Source organism: Streptomyces sp. NBC_00289, assembly GCF_041435115.1.
In the GTDB taxonomy this organism is placed as follows: domain Bacteria; phylum Actinomycetota; class Actinomycetes; order Streptomycetales; family Streptomycetaceae; genus Streptomyces.
This window is the reverse complement of sequence record NZ_CP108046.1, coordinates 1,457,006-1,473,510: the sequence shown is the minus strand read 5'-3', so window position 1 is coordinate 1,473,510 and position 16,505 is coordinate 1,457,006. Positions and strand designations below refer to the sequence as shown.

The window sequence follows — 16,505 nt, the reverse complement described above, 5'->3', positions numbered from 1 at the left end:
GAAAATGGTCGAGGGGAATACCTCGGAGGAACGCGCATGCCGCTTGCCGAGCTGAGTGCCATCAGGAAGCTGCTGGTGTGCCCGCGCTGCCGGTCCGACCTGGCGGACCGGCCCGGCGGGCTCGGCTGCACCGCGTCCTCCTGTCCGTACGGGACGGCCGCGGCCGTCTTTCCCACGGTCGGCCGGTGGCCCGTGCTCGTCGACTTCGAGCGCAGTGTCGTGGCCGCGGACAGGGCACCCGTGGCGCCGGCCGCCGGTGCCGGCGCCGAGGGCCTCCCCGCCCCGCTGCGACGCGTCCTCAAGCCGCCCAACCGGATCGCGGCACACAACGTCGACCTGATGCTGCGGGCCCTGCCCCACCCCGCGCCGAGACTGCTCGTCGTCGGTGGCGCCACGGTCGGCAACGGAGTGGAGGCCGTCTACCGGGACCCTCGCGTCCAGGTGATCGGGTTCGACATCGTCGGCAGTCCCGTGACCCAGTTCGTCGCCGACGCCCACCGCATTCCGCTGTCCGCGGGAAGCGTCGACGCGGTGCTGGTGCAGGCCGTCCTGGAGCATGTCCTGGACCCGTCCCTGGTCGTCGCGGAGATCCACCGGGTCCTCACGGACGGCGGGCTCGTCTACGCGGAGACCCCCTTCCTGCAGCAAGTGCACGCCGGCGCCCACGACTTCACCCGCTTCACGGCGAGCGGCCACCGCTACCTCTTCCGCCGTTTCGAGGAACTCGCCGCCGGCCCGGTGGCCGGCCCCGGCACCCAGCTCCTGTGGAGCCTCGACCACGTGGTCCGGGGCCTCACCCGCTCCGCCTCCGCGGGCCGCGCGACCCGCGGCCTCCTGTTCTGGCTGCGCGGCCTCGACCACCTCGTCCCTCCGGACTTCGCCCAGGACGACGCGTCGGCGGTGTTCTTCCTGGGGCGCAGGAGGGAACGGGAGATGACGGCGGCGGAGATCGTCGACTACTACCGGGGAGCGCAGCGGCGGGAGTGAGCGCGGCCCGCCGCGCTCCCGGTGTCCCGGCCGATGCTGCATCGGACCGCTCGTCAGGCCTTGCTCCGGTGCAGGGGGCGGTGTCCGTCAACGGCGGCGGAGTCGTCCGGCCCGGACCGCTGCAGGACCCGTTCGGCCCGCACCATCGCGGCGAGCCCCGTGCGGATGTCGGTGTCCGGCCGGTAGCCGAAGGCGTCGCGGGCCAGGGTGATGTCGGCCGCGGTACGGCGGGCGTCGCCCGGGAGGTCCGGACCCGATACGACGTCCACCGGGGTCGCCAACTCATCCAGCAGGGCAATGGCCTGATTCATTGTCACCTCACTGCCGCCGCCGAGGTTGGCGACGCCGGTCCACGAGGAGAGGGCGGCCGAACGCATCGCGGTCACCACGTCGCCGACGTAGGTGAAGTCGCGGCTCTGGCCGCCGTCGCCGTACAGCGGGAAGGAGCGGCGGGTGCAGGCGGCGTCGACGAGCCGTGCGAACGCCATGTCGGGGCGCTGCCGGGGGCCGTAGACGCTGAACAGCCGCAAGGAGGCCGCCGGAACGCCGAAGACGGTCCGGTAGGTCTCGCACAGCTGCTCCGCGGCGAGCTTGGTGACGCCGTACGGGGAGACGGGTCGGGGGCGCACCGACTCCGGGGTGGGATACGACTCCGCGTCGCCGTACACCGACGAGCTGGAGGCGAAGACCAGCCGGGGCAGTCCCGAATCCCGGGCCGCCTCCAGTACGTGCTGGGTGACCAGGACGTTGCGTTCGAGGTAGACGGCGAACTCCGCGCCCCAGGAGTCGCGCACGCCGGGCTGGCCGGCGAGGTGGTAGACGGCGTCGGCGTCGGCGAACAGCGACTGGAGGGGCAGGTCGAGCAGGTCACCGCGGCGGAAGGTGAACCGGTCCCGGTCCAGCAGGCGGGCGAGGTTGCGCCGCTTGCGCGCGGGTGCGTAGAAATCGGTCAGCGCGTCGATGCCGACGACCTCGTCGCCGCGGGACAGCAGGTGCTCGCACAGGTGCGAGCCGATGAATCCGGCGACGCCGGTCACGACGGCACGCATCACGACCCTCCTTCCCGGTCCCACACCGCGGACAGCACGTACACGGCGGTCCGGGCGGTGAACCCCACGACGTGCCACGCGGTGGCACGCTTCAGGAACTCGGCGTCCAGCGCGGTGCGTTGGGGAACGAGGACCGACAGGTAGTACTCCTCGGGATCGGGCCGGCCGTCCAGCCGGGCGGCGTAGCCGCGCGACCGCAGCGCGCAGGGTCCGGTCAGTCCGGGGCGGTGCCGGAACACCCAGCGGTGCTGCGGTGGATAGCGGCGGGCGAGGCGCGGTATCTCGGGGCGGGGGCCGACCAGGGTCATGTCGCCGCGCAGCACGTTCCACAGTTGCGGGAGTTCGTCCAGGCTGAGCCGGCGCAGGACGCGCCCGGTGCGGGTCACCCTCGGGTCCACGCCGCAGGTCACCCCGGGGCCCGTGCAACCCGTCCGCATGCTGCGGAACTTGAGCAGCGTGAACGTGCCGCCGCCCGCGCCGATCCGCGGCTGGCGGAACAGCACCGGTGGCCCGCTCGTGCCCGCGACCAGCAGGGCCACCAGCAGGAGGAGCGGGGCGAACACCAGCAGCAGAGTGAGGGACACGGCGACGTCCAGAGTGCGGCGCGCCGGTGAGAGCCGCACGGCGCTCATGGCCGGCAGTGTCTTCGGGGAAGCTCGGTCAGCGGTGTGCATGGAGAACGTCCTCAGCCGGTTCCGTCGTCAGGGGTGGTGGTGTGGGCGCGGTCGGGCCCGGGGCGGGTGCCGTCGCCTGGAGGAGACCGCGTTCGAGCAGGCGTCCGGTGGTGGTGCAGAGCCACCGCAGGTATCCGCCGTAGCCGGCGAGTGTCGCTCGGCATTCGGACGGGCTCGCGTGCAGCGCGGACCGCGCGAGCCTGGCGGCGAGTTCGACCGTCAGCGTGAGGGCCACCAGCAGCCAGGCGTGTGATCGGGGCCAGTGCCGGAAGGCGTACCGGGTACGGCTGCACAGCGAGTGGCGCAGTCGCCGGCCACCGAGTTGGGCGGAGCTGACCTGACCGATGTGGTGGACCCGGGCTTCGTGGACGTAGTAGCTGCCGCGGCCGAGTTGACGGGCACGACGGGCGAGGTCGGCTTCCTCGAAGTAGAGGAAGTAGCGCTCGTCGAAGCCGCCGAGCCGGTCGAAGAGTGGGCGGCGCAGCAGGAAGAAGGCGCCGATGACCTGGTCGACCGGTCGCGAGGCGGTGGTCTCCGCGGGCCGCAGGTGGTGCGGCGGGAAGAGCGCGGGAGCCAGCCGGTCGAGGCCGGTCGCCTTGCCGAGGAAGGTGCGCAGGGTGGGGGCGCGCGAACAGGAGACCGCGGGCCGTCCCCGCGCGTCGACCATCCGGCCGCCGCAGATGCCGGGGCCCCGGGCGGCCGGGGACCGGAGGAAGTCGCCCACGGCACGCAGGGTGTCGGGATACAGCTCCGTGTCCGGGTTGAGGAAGAGCAGGAAGTCGCTGTCGCCCAGAGCGGCGCCCTGGTTGCAGGCGACGGCGAAGCCGTGGTTACGGCTGTTGCGGACGACGGTGAGCGGGATGCCGGGCGTGGTCAGGTGCTCGTGGGAACGGTCGGTGGAGGCGTTGTCGACGACGACGACCCGGGCCACCCGCAGGAGCGACCGGTCGGTCCGGACGATCGAGCGCAGGCAGTCCGCGAGATGACGGCCCGTGTTCCAGTTGACGATCACGATGTCGGCGGCCGGCGCGGACCGCTCGCCCGGCCTCATCACGTCACCGGTCCGAGTTCGAGCGCGGCGGCCCAGCGGGGCAGCCACGCGTTGTAGGAGTACCGCCGCGCGGTGACTCCCCGTGCGGTCCGGCCCAGCCGCTCCCGGGCGTCCTGGGGGGAGTCGATCAGTTCGAGGAGCGCCGCGGTCCAGTCGTCCTGGGTGTGTGGCGCCGGCAGCTCGAACTGGCGCAGCAGGTCCGCGTTGACGCCCAGTGGGCTGGCCACGGCGGGCAGGCCGGCGGCGGCGTACTGGAGCAGTTTGTAACCGCACTTGCCGAGGTTGTAGGTGGTCGCCGGAAGCGGCATGAGACCGATGTCCATGTCGGCCAGCGCCGTCCGCTGGCTCGCCGGACTCCAGGCGATCCGGTCGATGAAGGACTCCAGGGCGCCGAGGGATCGTGTGGTCGTGCCGACGAGCGTCAGCCGCGCACCGGTCCTGCGGTGGACCTCGGTGAGCGCGTCGGCGATGAGCAGCAGGGACGCCTCGTTGTGGCGCGAGCCGATCCAGCCGAGCCGTGGCGGGTCGCGCAGTACGTAGGCGGGTTTGCGCGTGTAGTCCTCCAGGGACACACAGCTCGGGATGATCACCACGTCCCGCTGGAAGCGGGAGGCCCAGTCCGCCAGTACGGCGTTGCCCGCGATCACCCGGTCGGCGTGGCGTACGGCCAGCTCGGCCTTGCCTGCCTTGGGGGCCAGTCTGCGGGCGAGTCCGCCCTCGCCCCGGTCCCACTGCAGGGCGTCGTCGAAGTCGTACACGGCGAACTCCGCGCTCGTCAGCAGCCGGCGTTCCCACCAGCCCCGGCTGAGCGGGGACGCCTCCCGGTGCAGCAGCAGCCGCCGGGGCCGGGCCCTGACGAAGGCTCCCAGCCGCAGTTCCGCACCGGCCACGGACACCGGGTGGCGCAGCAGCCGCGAGGCGGAGGCGTCGGGCAGCGACAGATAGCTGCCGACGGTGAAGTTCGTGCCCACGCGGTCCAGCCACTCGAAGACGCGGACCCGGGAGCTTCCGGCTTCGCGGCCGTAGGGGGTGATCGCGCAGCGATCCAGGTGACGTTTCATAGTTCCGGGTCCAGCCGTAAGCTGATATCGTACGTTTACGCCGTAAATCCACATATTGCGCCTCAGGTCGGATGACGTCAAGAGCACGTGCAGCGGCCCGGGCGGAGGGGAGCCCTCCATGGATTTCCGCGACTATCTCGACGCGCTGCGCCGCCGCTGGCGGTTCGTCACCGTGTGCGTCCTGCTCGGACTGGCGACGGCCGCCCTCATGACCGCGCTGATTCCGCGCACCTACACGGCGACCGCCCAGCTCTTCATCGCCACCAGTGACAAGACCGGCGGCGACGCCTACCAGGGCGGTCTGTTCACGCAGCAGCGGGTCAAGTCCTACACCCGCATCGTCACCAGCCCCGCGGTCCTGACCGGCGTCATCTCCGATCTCAACCTGCGGACGACGCCCGGCGACCTCGCCGGCAGGATCAGCGCCCAGGCCCCGCTCGACACGACCCTGGTCGACATCAGGGTCACCGACGGATCGGCCACCCGGGCGCAGGCGATCGCCGACGAGACCGCGCGTCAGTTCTCGAAGTACATCGACACCGTCGAAGGCACCTCGACGGACAGCCCGCCGCTGGTCAAGGCGAGCGTGGTCGGAGGATCCCAGCCCCCGTCGAGCCCGACGAGTCCGCGCCCGGAGCTGAACATGGCCATCGGGCTGCTCGCCGGCATCGCCGTCGGCGTCGGGGGAGCCGTGCTCCGGCACGCCCTCGACACAAGCCTCCGCACCCCCGAGGACATACGGACCCACCTGGGCCTGACCACTCTCGGCGCCGTTCCCTCACCCGACCGGCGCCGCCGGCGCCCGTCGCGGCCGACGGACGACGGCCGGCGGACCGAGGCACTGAACCAGCTGCGCACCCAGCTGCGGTTCAGTACCGAGGGCGGCATCCCGGACTCGCTGCTGATCACCAGCGCGCTGCCCGGGGAAGGCCGGACCCGCACCGCGCTCGACCTGGCGGTGAGCGTCGCCCGCACCGGCAGACGTGTCGTGCTCCTCGAGGCGGATCTGCGCCGACCGCGCCTCACCGCCGAACTCGGCCTGCGCGCCGGCCCGGGACTCGCCGATGTCATCGAGGGCCGAGCGGCGCTGCACGACGCCCTGCAGACCCTGCCCGGCGGCCGCGTGCTCGTGCTGCCGAGCGGCCCCGTCCCGGCGGACCCGAGCAGGCTCGTGTCCGGGCCGGTCATGACCCAGCTGGTGCGCGCCCTGGAGGCGGACGCCGACCTCGTGGTGGTGGACAGCCCGCCACTGCTGTCGTTCGCCGACGGTGCCGCCCTCGCCTCCGTGACGGACGGCGTGCTGTTCGTCGTACGCGCCGGAAAGACCCGCCGCGACGACGCCCGCCGTGCCCTGGACACCCTTGAGGCGGTCCGGGCGCGGGTGCTCGGCGCGGTCCTGACGGGCACGCACGACGAAGGCCTCGCGGACTGGCAGCCGCCGGCCGAACCGCAGCGACCGATGGACCTCCGGTCGCCCGGTGACGACCACGCGAACGACGCGGAGCCGACCGCGGCCGCGGTCCGGCACCACGAATAGACGGGGTGAAGCAGCGCATGACGAGCGACCAGGCCGCCAAAGCACTGATCATCGGCATTCTGGCCCTGGTGTCGCTGTTCCCGGTGACGAAGGCCCTCAGACGCGCCCGCGCCTTCGGGGACTGGGATCTGACCTCCACGGCGGTCTTCCTGACGGGCCTGCTGGCCAACGTGCCGAGCGTCGCGTATGTCTTCCGGTCGGGCCGCACGCAACGCCTGGACCCGGTCGGCGAGGTGGAGATCGGGTTCCCGACGTGGGTGAACCGGCTCGGGACGGTCACGAACGGCATCCTGCTCGTCATCTGCGTCGCGTTCGTCGTCCACCGGCTGCTGTTCGCCCGCGCCCGGATCAACACCGCGCCGCTGGTCGCCCTCTTCCTCGCCGTGCTGTTCGCCCTCTCCGACGGGCTGCACGGCCAGCAGTTCCTCGTGCCCCGCCAACTCGTCCTGCTCGCCGCCCTGCTGCTGGCGACGGTCGCCAGGCCGGGCCGCTCCGCGTTCCTGGGCGCGGCGGCCGTCGTGCTGCTGTTCTCGGTGCTGGGCGGAGTCGAAGCGCTCGTCGAACCGGCCACCGTCCTGCGCGAGTGCCGGGCCGACAACCCGTGCGGCCTGCTCGGAGTCCACTACGCGGGCGTGTTCTCCAACGAGAACATCTTCGCCATGATGCTGGTCCTCGGGATCCCGTTCCTCTGGCTGGGGTTGCGCGGACGCGTGCGCACCGTCCTGGTGGGCTACGTCGCCGTCCTGGCCGTCGCCACCGGAAGCACGATGGCCACCGTCGCCGCGGTCGCGACCGTCGCCCTGCTGGTGCTGCTGCGCCCCAGGCTCCCCGACGAGCCGGACGTGAGAACCCGGCCCGGCCGGATCCTGATCACGGTGCCGATCCTGGCCACGGTGGCGGCGGTCGGCCTCGCGCTCCCGTTCAGTCATCCGAGCGCCGAGCGGCTCGGGGACCGCGCCACCATCTGGGACATCGCCGGTCAGGAGCTGCGCGCGTCACCCTTCATCGGCTTCGGCGGCAAGACCTGGTCGGCGAAGTATCCGGCCGGTGAGATTCCGGCCGCCGTCTCGCCGTCCCTGCACAACCAGTGGATCGACGTCCTGTACGCGGGCGGCATCATCGGCCTCGCGCTGTTCGTGATCCTGCTGGTTCACCTGCTGGCCAGGGGCGGTGTTCCCGGCTTCCCGGCCGCCGCCGTCGTCCTGCTGCCGGTGCTGCTCACCTCGGTGATCGAGCGCCCCTGGTCGTTCGGCATCAGCAACGCGCTGACCTTCGCCCTCATCGCCGCCGTGCTCATGCCCGCGGCGGTGCGGCGAGCAGTGCCTCCAGCGGCTCCAGAGTGCGGTTCCAGTCCAGCCGACGTGCCTGCTCATAGGCCTGGTCGGCGGCCTGCCCCCACCGGACCGGGTCGCTGAGGCCGCCCACCACCGAGCCGAACGACTCCTCGGTGTACGGCACGGACCCACGCAGCAGGTCGAGGTGGCGCCGCCAGCCGGGCACCAGCACCGGCAGCCCGTAGGCCAGGTAGTGCAGGTGCTTGGCCGAGAAGCCCTCGCGGCGCAACAGGTCACGGGTGCAGGTGATCAGCCCGAACTGGTACGTCCGCAGGACGTCGGGCGAGGCGTAGCCGCGGTAGTTGATCCCGAGGGCAGGATCGGGCGACGGCCCTCCGTAGACGTCGATGTTCGGATACCGCCGGCACAGGCGGGCCAGCAGCGCGAGGTCGATGAACCGTGAGCTGAGCGATCCGAGATAGGCCACGCGCGGCGGATCGGCGAACCGGGCCCGCTCCTCCGTCGGCGTACAACCCCAGTTGAGCTGAAGGAAGTTACGGCCACTGATCCCGTAGTGCTCGCGCGCGTAGCGGCCGTAGGACTCCCAGGAGAAGGACAGGTGCTCCATGTCCTCCAGGAAGCCGGTCTCCCAGCGGCGGAACCTCCGGTGCTGCTTCTTCGAGAGCCGGTTCTCGAAGAACACCTCGTCGGCCCAGGGGTTGGGGCAGTCGTAGAGGGTCTGGGCCGAGGTCTCGGTGGCCAGCACCCCGGCGTCGTACGGCGTCTCGCAGATGACGAGGTCGTAGTCGTCGAGTTCGAGTTGACGGGTGAGGATGCGGCGCCGCAGCCGGTGGTCGGTCAGCAGCACGTGGTACGACAGGTGACGGCGCCCGAAGGCCCAGCGGCGGGTGAGCGCCTTGGACGCGACGTCGTTGGCGTACAGCAGGAGACGCGACGGCCGCAAAGAACCCGGCAGCATCCGTCCCAGGGATCCCGGGGCGTCGGAGGCCCGGGCCAGGCAGTTGGTGTCCGCCAGGTGCACCTCGTGCCCGCGGTCCCGCAGGAACCGCTGGATGGCCAGTGGTTTGACGCTGTTGGCGTAGCCGTCCAGCTGGGCCACGATGAGAACGCGCCTGGCGCGGGACGCACGGGGACCTCGTGAGGCGGCGGGGTTCATGGCGCTTCCTCCTTCTGGGGACTTCTCTCGGGTGTCGTCTCGGCGGCCGGGTGAGCCGTGAGTTCGGGCAGCAGTAGGGCGGTCGCGGCGGCGAGACCGGCCAGCACCGGCAGGCCCGCCAGAAGCAGCGGCAGGACTCCGTGCAGGCCCAGCCGCAGGACCAGCAGGTTGCCGAGGACGGCCACAAGCGCGGCCGGCAGGGTCGCGAGCAGCCAGCGCCTGGGAAGGCGCCGCTCCCGCAGGCCGGCGAGCCGCCGGCACAGGACGACGAAGTACACGGAGCCGGCCATGATGCCCACGGACGTGGCCAGCACCACGCCGACGACGCCGAACATCAGGGTCAGCGGCACGGTGAGGGCGAGGTTGATCACCGTCGAGCACCACGAGTAACGCGTCTCGTACCCGGGCCGGCCGATCGCCCGCACGAAACAGGTCCGGATGCCGGTCAGCGCCACCTGGACCGAGTAGCCGGACAGCAGCACCGCGGCGACCGCCCCGCTCAGCGCGAGCGCGGGCCCGAGCCACACCTGGACGGCGAGGCCCACCGCGGCGGTCGTCACCACTCCGTAGGTGAGTACGGCGGGCAACCAGCGGGGCTGCAGGACATGGAACTCCCTTACCGCGCCCGCGAGTCCGCGCACGGTGAAGACATGCGTCATGCGGGTGAGGATCGGCGGGAAGGCGTACAGCGGCAGGCTGCGCAGGGCGTTGGCGACCTGGTATCCGGCGGCGTAGATGCCGACGTAGCGAACGGGCAGCAGCGCGGCGACGACCAGGGCGTCGATCTCCCCGTTGAGGAAGACCGTGAACCCGGACAGTTGCATGCGCACCGCGTAGTGCCAGAACTCGCGGAGCTCGACGCGCGGCGGCAGCAGCGGACGCCGGATGCGGACATGCCGCGCGCCGGCGACGAGTCCGCCGACCGTCACGAGCAGATACCGGCCGGCCGCGAGGACGGCGAGCAGGGGCAGATCCGCTCCCTGGTCGATCAGCACGACGACGGCGACGGCGTACGCCAGACACGAACCGCCGCTGACGCCCGCCAGGGTCCGGAAGCGGGCGTTGGCCTGGAGCAGCGCGGTGGCCGAGTTGGACGCCAGCGCCAGGGTCAGCAGTGGCCCGAGGGCCAGCAGCAACAGCCCCGCTTCCTCGCGCAGTTGGGGCGGCACATCCACCGCGGAGGTGAGCATGGGCGCGAGTAGCAGACACAGGCCGGTGACCACCACGCCCAGCGCGACGAAGAGGACGAGCGCCCCGGTCACCAGACGCCCCGCGCCCTCCCGGTCCCCGCGTGCGGCGTGGTAGGCGTGGAACCGCGCCAGGGAGGCGCCGACGCCGCCGTCCAGCACGGTGAGCGTGGCGAGGAAGACCAGGACGAGCGACCACACGCCGAACCGGTCCAGGCCCAGGTGGCGGATGAGATACGGCGTGAGCACCAGGTTGGTCAGCAGCGGCGCCGCCTGGGCCACCGCGCTGAAACCCACCGACGGCAGCAGTCCCCGCGCCGTCCGGTCGCGGTCGGACCGTCCTGCCGTCCCGGGAGCCGCTTGCTCCGCCTTCCCGGCCGACTCGTTGCCGACGGGGTGCCGGGGGCGCATGGCGTGCCTCACCTCCCGGCGCCGGGCCGGTCTCCCGTCTCGGCCGCCCGCCACTGTGCCCGCAGCTTCTGCTTGTCCAGGATCAGCGTGTACTGGCCGTGGATGAACTCGGAGCGGACGATCGGCGCGGTGCTGAAGACGGCGCCCGCGGTGTCGAACCCGCGCAGGCCGAAGGCCAGGTCGCGGAGGTCTCCGTTGGACATCCCGTCGTCGATGCTCACGGCGCTGGTGATGGCGTCGAGCGTCTTGTCGGTGCCGAGCGGATCGGTGAGTTTCACACCGCCGCGCACCTCTTTGACCAGGCTGCGCAGAAACTGCTGTTGGTGCTTGATCCGGTCCAGCTCACCACCGGGCAGCCCGTGCCGCTGCCGGACGTAGGCCAGGGCCTCCTCGCCGTTCATCACCTGGGTGCCGGCGGTGAAGTGGCGGTGCTGCTGCGGGTCGTAGGAATTCTGCGCGACGGTGACGGGGACGCCGCCGATGGCATCGGTGAGGGCGCGGAAACCGTGCCAGTCGATGACGCCGAAGTGGTCGACGCGGGCCCCGGTGAGCTGCTCCACCGTGCGGATGAGGAGAGGTGGGCCGCCCCAGGAGAACGCTGCGTTGATCTTGGCCGAGCCGTGCCCGGCGATGGGCACCCAGCTGTCGCGCGGGATGGACATCGTGTACGCGGTGTCCTCACCGGCGCTGAGGTGCACCAGCATCAGCGTGTCGCTGCGCTGCGCCCCGTACCGCCACAGCTGGGCCGTGGCGCCGGTTCCGGTGGTCGGCCGCTTGGAGCGGCTGTCGACTCCGGCCAGCAGGAAGGTGGTACCGCCGTCGTGCCCGGTGGGCCTGGGAGGGCGGGGTCCGGTCGGGAACGAGTCGGGGATGCGGGTGACCTGGTCCCCGTAGTGGTTGGTGCCCCACCAGACGCCACCGGCGGCGAGGCCGACGAGTGCGAGGACGGCGGCGAGGCCGACCACCAGGACGGCACGCAGGACCCGGTGGCGCGGCCGGGGCCGCGCTCCCGGAGCCGGCCTCGGTGGCCACTGGGGCGGGTGCCGTCGCGCGGACATCAGAAGTCGTCCGGGTACGGGTCGGTCATCCCGGTGTGCGCGTGCTCCTGCTCGGCCGCGGGGAAGCCGGGGAGGAGGTCGGCCAGTACGTGGCGGACCTCGGGCGTGTCGTTGCGTTCCGCCGCGGCGTAGAGCGCGGGCAGGGCCTGGCGCAGCGCGGCCGGGCCTTCGGGCCGGGCGGCGGAGGTCGCGGCGAGGATGCGCGGGTGGGAGGTGGAGGTGTGCCCCTCCTGCGCGGCGAACAGCGTCTCGTTGAGCTTCTCGCCCGGCCGCAGACCGGTGAAGCGGATGTCGATGTCCGGCACGTGCACGGACCGGGCGAACTTGCGGACCAGGTCGACGATCCGCACCGGGACGCTCATGTCGAGGACGAACACCTCCCCGCCGCGGGCCATGCGCGCCGCCTCCAGCACGAGGCCGACGGCCTCCTCGACGGTCATGAAGAAGCGGGTCGCGTCGGGGTGGGTGACCGTCACCTGGGCGCCCTCGCCCAGTTGCTGCGCCACGACCGACAGCAGCGAACCGCGGCTGCCCAGCACGTTGCCGAAGCGGACGGCGGAGAACACCGTTCCGGGCGGCGAGTCCTGCTGGCCGTCGCGCACGATCAGCTCGGCCAGCCGCTTCGTCGCGCCGAGCACCGAGACCGGGTCGGCCGCCTTGTCCGTGGAGATCAGGACGAACCGTGAGGTGCCGGCGGCGATCGCGGCGCGGACGAGGTTGTCGGTGCCGCGCACGTTCGACTTGACGCCTTCGCACGGATGCCGTTCGAGCAGGGGGAGGTGCTTGTGCGCGGCGGCGTGGAAGACCACGTCGGGGCGCAGTTGCCGGAAGACCTGGTCGATACGGGGGCGGTCGCGGATGTCCGAGATCACGATGTCGTCGTTGCGCAGGGCGTCGCCGTAGAGCTCCAGTTGCAGCCGGTGCAGGTTGGACTCGTCGTGGTCGAGCAGGAAGAGGCGGCTCGGGCCGAAGGCGCGCACCTGGTGGCACAGCTCGCTGCCGATCGAGCCGCCGGCGCCGGTCACCAGGACCCGCTTCCCGGCGATGGTCGCGCGCACCTCGGGGCTCACGATGTGCATCTCGGCCCGGCCGATCAGCGCGGGCACGTCCAGCGCCCGCATGTCACTGCCCACCACGTCACGGCGCAGGGCCGCGATGAACGACGGCAGGTACCGCACACTCGCCCCCGAGGCCTCGGCGGCCCCCGCCACCTGGCGGAAGCGCTCCGAGCCCAGTCCCGGGATCGCGACGACGACCGCCTCGGCCCGGTGGGTGAGGACGGCCTCGCGGCTGTCGTCCAGCTCTCCGAGCACCGGCAGCCCCCCGATGACGGCGGCGCGGAGCTTGACCGGGTCGTCGTCGAGGAATCCGACCGGGGCGAGCCCGAACTGCGGGGTCCGCGCGAGGTCCCGCGCGAGCGCCTGGCCGGCCTCCCCGGCGCCGATCACCAGGGTGCGCAGTCCGGCGGGGAGCGGGTGCACCGGAGCGAGGGCGGGGAGTGCGTCGGCGGGCACGGCGGATCGTGCGGCCCTTGCCGTGCCGTGCCGGTCGCCGAGCCGGGCCAGTTCGGCGCACACCCGGTCGACCTCCCTGTCCGTGAGGTGCGGATACAGCGGGAGCGACAGCAGCCGGGGGAACAGCGCGTCGGCTCCCGGCAGGCCGCCGGGCGGAGTGATCGCGGTGTCGCGGAAGTACGGCATGTGGTGCAGCGGCTCGAAATGGACGGAGGTGCCGATGCCGTGCTCGGCGAGACGGTCGATCAGTTCGTCGCGGCCGGTCCCGTACTCCTCCTCCACCCGCACCACGTACAGGTGACGGGCGTGCCGTCCCGAAGCGGGGACGTCCAGCGGCTCGATCCCGGCCAGGGGCGCGAGTGCCGCGTCGTACTGTGCGGCCAGGGCGTGCCGCCGTATCTGCCAGTCGTCGAGATGGCGCAACTGGGCCCGCCCGACAGCGGCCTGTACGTCGGTCATGTTCGCCTTGAGCCCGGCCTCCTCCACGGAGTACCGCCAGTTGCCGCCGGTCGTGTTCCGGCGCCATGCGTCGGCGCTCATGCCGTGGAGCCTGGCTCGCCGGATCCACCGGGCGAACTCCGAGTCGTCCGTGGTCACCATGCCGCCCTCACCGATGGGCAGGTTCTTGGTGGCGTAGAAGCTGAAGCAGGCCGCCCGGGAAAGGCTCCCCACCGGCTGGTCGTCCACCCAGGTGCCGAGGGCGTGGGCGGCGTCCTCGACGATGTGCGTGAGGGGCAGCCGCGCGGCCTCGGCGAGCTCGGCGACCGGCGCCGGGGCTCCCGCGTAGTGCAGGACCATCATGGCCCGGGGGCAGCCGCACACCCTGGCGGCCCGGGCGACGGTCGCCGCGTTCACCTGCCCGGTGCGCGGGTCGACGTCGACCAGCACGGGGCGCAGCCGGGCGTGCAGCACCGCCTGGACCGCCCCGCAGAACGTCACGGCGGGAACGAGCACCGGCGCGCCGACCGGCAGCCTGAGCGCGCGCAGCGCCAGTTCGAGCGCCGCCGTGCAGGAACTCACCGCGATCGCGTGCCGCGCCCCCAGGTGCGCCGCGAACTCGTCCTCGAAGAGCTCCGTCTGCGGGCCGGTGGTCACCCAGCCGGACGCGAGTACGCGCCGAGCGGCACGCCGGGCCTCCGGACTGATCCAGGTCGCGGCGAAGGGGATGTCCGACTCAGGCGAGGGTTCCAGGGTGCGGGTGCGGGGGCCGGATCCGGCGTCGGCGGGGGACACGGTGTCCGGGGCGGGGCGGATCCGCTCGACCTGTTCCCGCTGGGGCAGCAACCGATGGACTGTCATGGAGAGCTCCCCGGTCTGTGGCGTTCTTGGAGAAGACGACGCCGACCGTGCGTCCAGAAGGCGTATATTTACGTCGTATACGTACACATTGCCCCCAAGAGTGCATAGAGTCAACACAAGAGGGGCACTGTGACGGGGCGGCCGTATGGAGGCGGGGCATGGTCAAGGAGCAGGCGAAGACCGGGGGCAAGGACGCGGGCGGTGCTCCGGCGCGCCGCGCCGCCGACCGCGGGCGCTACGGACGGCTGAGCCGGGAACGCGTGCTGGCCAGCGCACTCGACCTGGTGGACCGGGAAGGCCTCTCGGCGCTGAGCATGCGGCGGCTGGGCGCCGAGCTGGGTGTGGAGGCCATGGCGCTCTACCGGTACGCGGAGGGCAAGGACGCTCTCCTGGACGGCCTGGTGGAGGCCCTGTACCTCAAGCTGGAGGAACGCCTGGCGGCCGAGGCGGACGTGAGCGCCGAGGAACCCGACTGGCGCGGCATGCTCCACCGCATCGCGTCGGCGACCTACGACGTCTGCCTCGCTCACCCCCAGGTGGTCCCGCTGCTGACCACGCGCATGCTGGCGGTCCCGCTGGCCCGACGCCCCCTCGCCGTCCTGAAGGACCACGAGAGGGTGCTCGTCCTGCTCCGTGAGGCCGGCCTGGACGAGCGCCGTACCGCCGACGCCTTCCGCGCCTTCACCGCGTGGCTCCTCGGTTACGTGTCCGCGGAACTCCGGCCCATGGTGGACAACGCCGAGGAGTCGGACCCCGCCTTCCGTCTCGGGCTCCATCGCATGCCGTCCCACGAACTGCCACGGCTCCGCGAAATGGCCCCCGCGCTCGCCGGGCGGGGCGGGCCGGAGGGCCTGGCGGCCGGGCTGGACGCCCTGCTCGACCGCTTCACGGAAGCGCGGTAGCAAGGCTGATCCCCTGGCACCCGAGTGAGGAGCGGCACATCGGCGTATCGATGTCGACTTAGCGGCTTGCCGATAAAATGCTCGTGCGAGCGGCACCGACCGCCGAGCTGTCCCCCACACACGGAGTTCCTGGTCTTGTTCCGAGCGCAGAAGTCACCGGCGAAGATGTTGTCCGGTGCCCGTCCCGTCTCCCGCAGGTCGATGCTGGCCCTGGTTTCCCTCCCTCTTCTGGCCGCCGGGCCACGCCTTCCCCGCGGCGGCAACGACGATGTGCTCGTGAAGGACCACCCCACGCCGCAGTCGGCGGCCGACGCCGCCGCCGGCAAGCGTCTGGTCTTCCCGGAGGGGCGGACGTACACGGTCACCTCGCTGTCGATACCCGCCGGCTGCCACGTCGTGGGCAACGGTTCGACCCTGCGGTTCCCGGACGACTCCACGAAGTCCACCACACACAGTGACGAGATCCTGGCCGTGCGCGGATCGGGTGTCACGATCGAGAACCTCAGGTTCGACGGGCGCGCGTCGAAGCAGGGGGCCACCTGGTCCCAGTACCGGCACTGCGTGAGAATCCAGGGCAACCTCAGCGACGTCGTCGTCAAGAACTGCGAGTTCGGCGACATCATCGGCGACGGCGTCTACGTCAACATCGGAAGTACCGCCAAGAACTGCACGATCGGGCCGGACAACACGTTCACGTCCGACCACTTCAACCGGAACGGTGTTTCCATCGTCACCGGCACCCGCATCGAGGTGCACCACAACAGGTTCGTCAAGTGTTCGCGCTCCGGGATGCCCGGACCCATCGACCTCGAACCCAACTCGTCCGCCGAGACCCTGTCCGACGTGTCCATCCACCACAACACGATCGTCGGCGGTTCCGAGAGCGGTACGGGAACCCTGCCGGGCATCGTGTACAGCGGCTTCCAGAACGCGGCGGCCAAGAACATCAACATCCACGACAACGACATCAGTGGGACCCGGTTCACGGACGGCATCCTGATCATCGGCATCAGTGGCGGTCCGTTCAACGCCGTGACGAATCTGAACGTCTACAACAACCGCATCCACGACATCGGAGGTGCGGGCAGGTTCGGCGTGGGAATCAACCACTACATCGGCGCGAACGTGTACGACAACACCTTCAGCGGCATGCAGTGGGCTATCTACAACTACAAGGGCGCGCTGGGTACTTCGGCCGGCAACACGTTCATCGGAGTGGCGACCGACATCACCAACGACGACCCCCACCTCGCGTAGGCCAGAAGACGGCGACTCCGGCCGCATCACCTGCCGCTCCGGTGGCACCCGAAAGGTCTTGGGTGCG

Annotated in this window: 12 protein-coding genes; 5 read left to right on the top strand and 7 right to left on the bottom strand. The window is 71.6% G+C overall.

The window, feature by feature from the left end:
- Nucleotides 1-36 precede the first annotated feature (36 nt).
- Nucleotides 37-987, top strand: a complete 951-nt coding sequence (locus OG985_RS07255) for a class I SAM-dependent methyltransferase (RefSeq protein ID WP_371667395.1) — start codon at nt 37-39, stop codon at nt 985-987.
- 53 nt (nt 988-1,040) lie between these two features.
- On the opposite strand, the gene OG985_RS07250 is transcribed toward OG985_RS07255, so the two are convergent.
- The 4 genes from OG985_RS07250 to OG985_RS07235 are packed head-to-tail and all read right to left on the bottom strand — an operon-like array spanning nt 1,041 to nt 4,822.
- Nucleotides 1,041-2,036 carry an NAD-dependent epimerase/dehydratase family protein gene (locus OG985_RS07250; protein WP_371667394.1) on the bottom strand — a complete coding sequence of 332 codons (996 nt, stop codon included), beginning with the start codon at nt 2,034-2,036 and terminating at the stop codon, nt 1,041-1,043.
- Nucleotides 2,036-2,668 carry a sugar transferase gene (locus OG985_RS07245; RefSeq protein WP_371667393.1) on the bottom strand — a complete coding sequence of 211 codons (633 nt, stop codon included), beginning with the start codon at nt 2,666-2,668 and terminating at the stop codon, nt 2,036-2,038. The genes OG985_RS07250 and OG985_RS07245 overlap by 1 nt, the downstream gene beginning before the upstream one ends.
- Nucleotides 2,669-2,696: 28 nt before the next feature.
- The gene (locus OG985_RS07240; protein WP_371667392.1) at nt 2,697-3,761 is read right to left on the bottom strand and encodes a glycosyltransferase family 2 protein; all 1,065 of its coding nucleotides are present in this window, start codon (nt 3,759-3,761) and stop codon (nt 2,697-2,699) included.
- Nucleotides 3,761-4,822, bottom strand: a complete 1,062-nt coding sequence (locus tag OG985_RS07235; RefSeq protein WP_371667391.1) for a glycosyltransferase — start codon at nt 4,820-4,822, stop codon at nt 3,761-3,763. The genes OG985_RS07240 and OG985_RS07235 overlap by 1 nt, the downstream gene beginning before the upstream one ends.
- A 118-nt stretch (nt 4,823-4,940) precedes the next feature.
- Here OG985_RS07235 and OG985_RS07230 point away from each other — a divergent pair, with 118 nt between their 5' ends.
- Entirely contained in the window at nt 4,941-6,359 is a 1,419-nt protein-coding gene (locus OG985_RS07230; protein ID WP_371667390.1) for a polysaccharide biosynthesis tyrosine autokinase, read from the top strand.
- Nucleotides 6,360-6,376: 17 nt separating this feature from the next.
- Nucleotides 6,377-7,774 carry an O-antigen ligase family protein gene (locus OG985_RS07225; protein WP_371667389.1) on the top strand — a complete coding sequence of 466 codons (1,398 nt, stop codon included), beginning with the start codon at nt 6,377-6,379 and terminating at the stop codon, nt 7,772-7,774.
- A 1,032-nt stretch (nt 7,775-8,806) separates the two neighbouring features.
- On the opposite strand, the gene OG985_RS07220 is transcribed toward OG985_RS07225, so the two are convergent.
- Genes OG985_RS07220 through OG985_RS07210 form a run of 3 tightly spaced genes read right to left on the bottom strand, consistent with a single transcriptional unit; the run spans nt 8,807 to nt 14,279 of the window.
- Nucleotides 8,807-10,408, bottom strand: coding sequence for a lipopolysaccharide biosynthesis protein (locus OG985_RS07220; RefSeq protein ID WP_371667388.1), 1,602 nt, complete (start codon nt 10,406-10,408; stop codon nt 8,807-8,809).
- 8 nt (nt 10,409-10,416) lie between these two features.
- A complete protein-coding gene (locus tag OG985_RS07215; RefSeq protein WP_371667387.1) occupies nt 10,417-11,466 on the bottom strand; it encodes an LCP family protein in 1,050 nt (349 codons plus the stop codon).
- Nucleotides 11,466-14,279, bottom strand: coding sequence for a DegT/DnrJ/EryC1/StrS family aminotransferase (locus tag OG985_RS07210; RefSeq protein ID WP_371667386.1), 2,814 nt, complete (start codon nt 14,277-14,279; stop codon nt 11,466-11,468). Before OG985_RS07210 ends, OG985_RS07215 begins: the two co-directional genes overlap by 1 nt.
- 158 nt (nt 14,280-14,437) lie before the next feature.
- On the opposite strand from OG985_RS07210, the gene OG985_RS07205 reads away from it, so the two are divergent.
- Both OG985_RS07205 and OG985_RS07200 read left to right on the top strand, forming a co-directional pair.
- Nucleotides 14,438-15,181: a TetR/AcrR family transcriptional regulator gene (locus tag OG985_RS07205; RefSeq protein WP_371667385.1), complete on the top strand. Its 744-nt coding sequence runs from the start codon at nt 14,438-14,440 to the stop codon at nt 15,179-15,181.
- Nucleotides 15,182-15,316: 135 nt separating this feature from the next.
- Entirely contained in the window at nt 15,317-16,438 is a 1,122-nt protein-coding gene (locus tag OG985_RS07200) for a hypothetical protein (RefSeq protein WP_371667384.1), read from the top strand.
- Nucleotides 16,439-16,505 lie beyond the last annotated feature (67 nt).

Bases quoted from the DNA above. Each gene is read 5' to 3' on its own strand.
- OG985_RS07255 (WP_371667395.1), top strand. From the start codon at position 37: ATGCCGCTTGCCGAGCTGAGTGCCATCAGGAAGCTGCTGGTGTGCCCG.
- OG985_RS07250 (WP_371667394.1), bottom strand. From the start codon at position 2,036: ATGCGTGCCGTCGTGACCGGCGTCGCCGGATTCATCGGCTCGCACCTG.
- OG985_RS07245 (WP_371667393.1), bottom strand. From the start codon at position 2,668: ATGAGCGCCGTGCGGCTCTCACCGGCGCGCCGCACTCTGGACGTCGCC.
- OG985_RS07240 (WP_371667392.1), bottom strand. From the start codon at position 3,761: ATGAGGCCGGGCGAGCGGTCCGCGCCGGCCGCCGACATCGTGATCGTC.
- OG985_RS07235 (WP_371667391.1), bottom strand. From the start codon at position 4,822: ATGAAACGTCACCTGGATCGCTGCGCGATCACCCCCTACGGCCGCGAA.
- OG985_RS07230 (WP_371667390.1), top strand. From the start codon at position 4,941: ATGGATTTCCGCGACTATCTCGACGCGCTGCGCCGCCGCTGGCGGTTC.
- OG985_RS07225 (WP_371667389.1), top strand. From the start codon at position 6,377: ATGACGAGCGACCAGGCCGCCAAAGCACTGATCATCGGCATTCTGGCC.
- OG985_RS07220 (WP_371667388.1), bottom strand. From the start codon at position 10,408: ATGCGCCCCCGGCACCCCGTCGGCAACGAGTCGGCCGGGAAGGCGGAG.
- OG985_RS07215 (WP_371667387.1), bottom strand. From the start codon at position 11,466: ATGTCCGCGCGACGGCACCCGCCCCAGTGGCCACCGAGGCCGGCTCCG.
- OG985_RS07210 (WP_371667386.1), bottom strand. From the start codon at position 14,279: ATGACAGTCCATCGGTTGCTGCCCCAGCGGGAACAGGTCGAGCGGATC.
- OG985_RS07205 (WP_371667385.1), top strand. From the start codon at position 14,438: ATGGTCAAGGAGCAGGCGAAGACCGGGGGCAAGGACGCGGGCGGTGCT.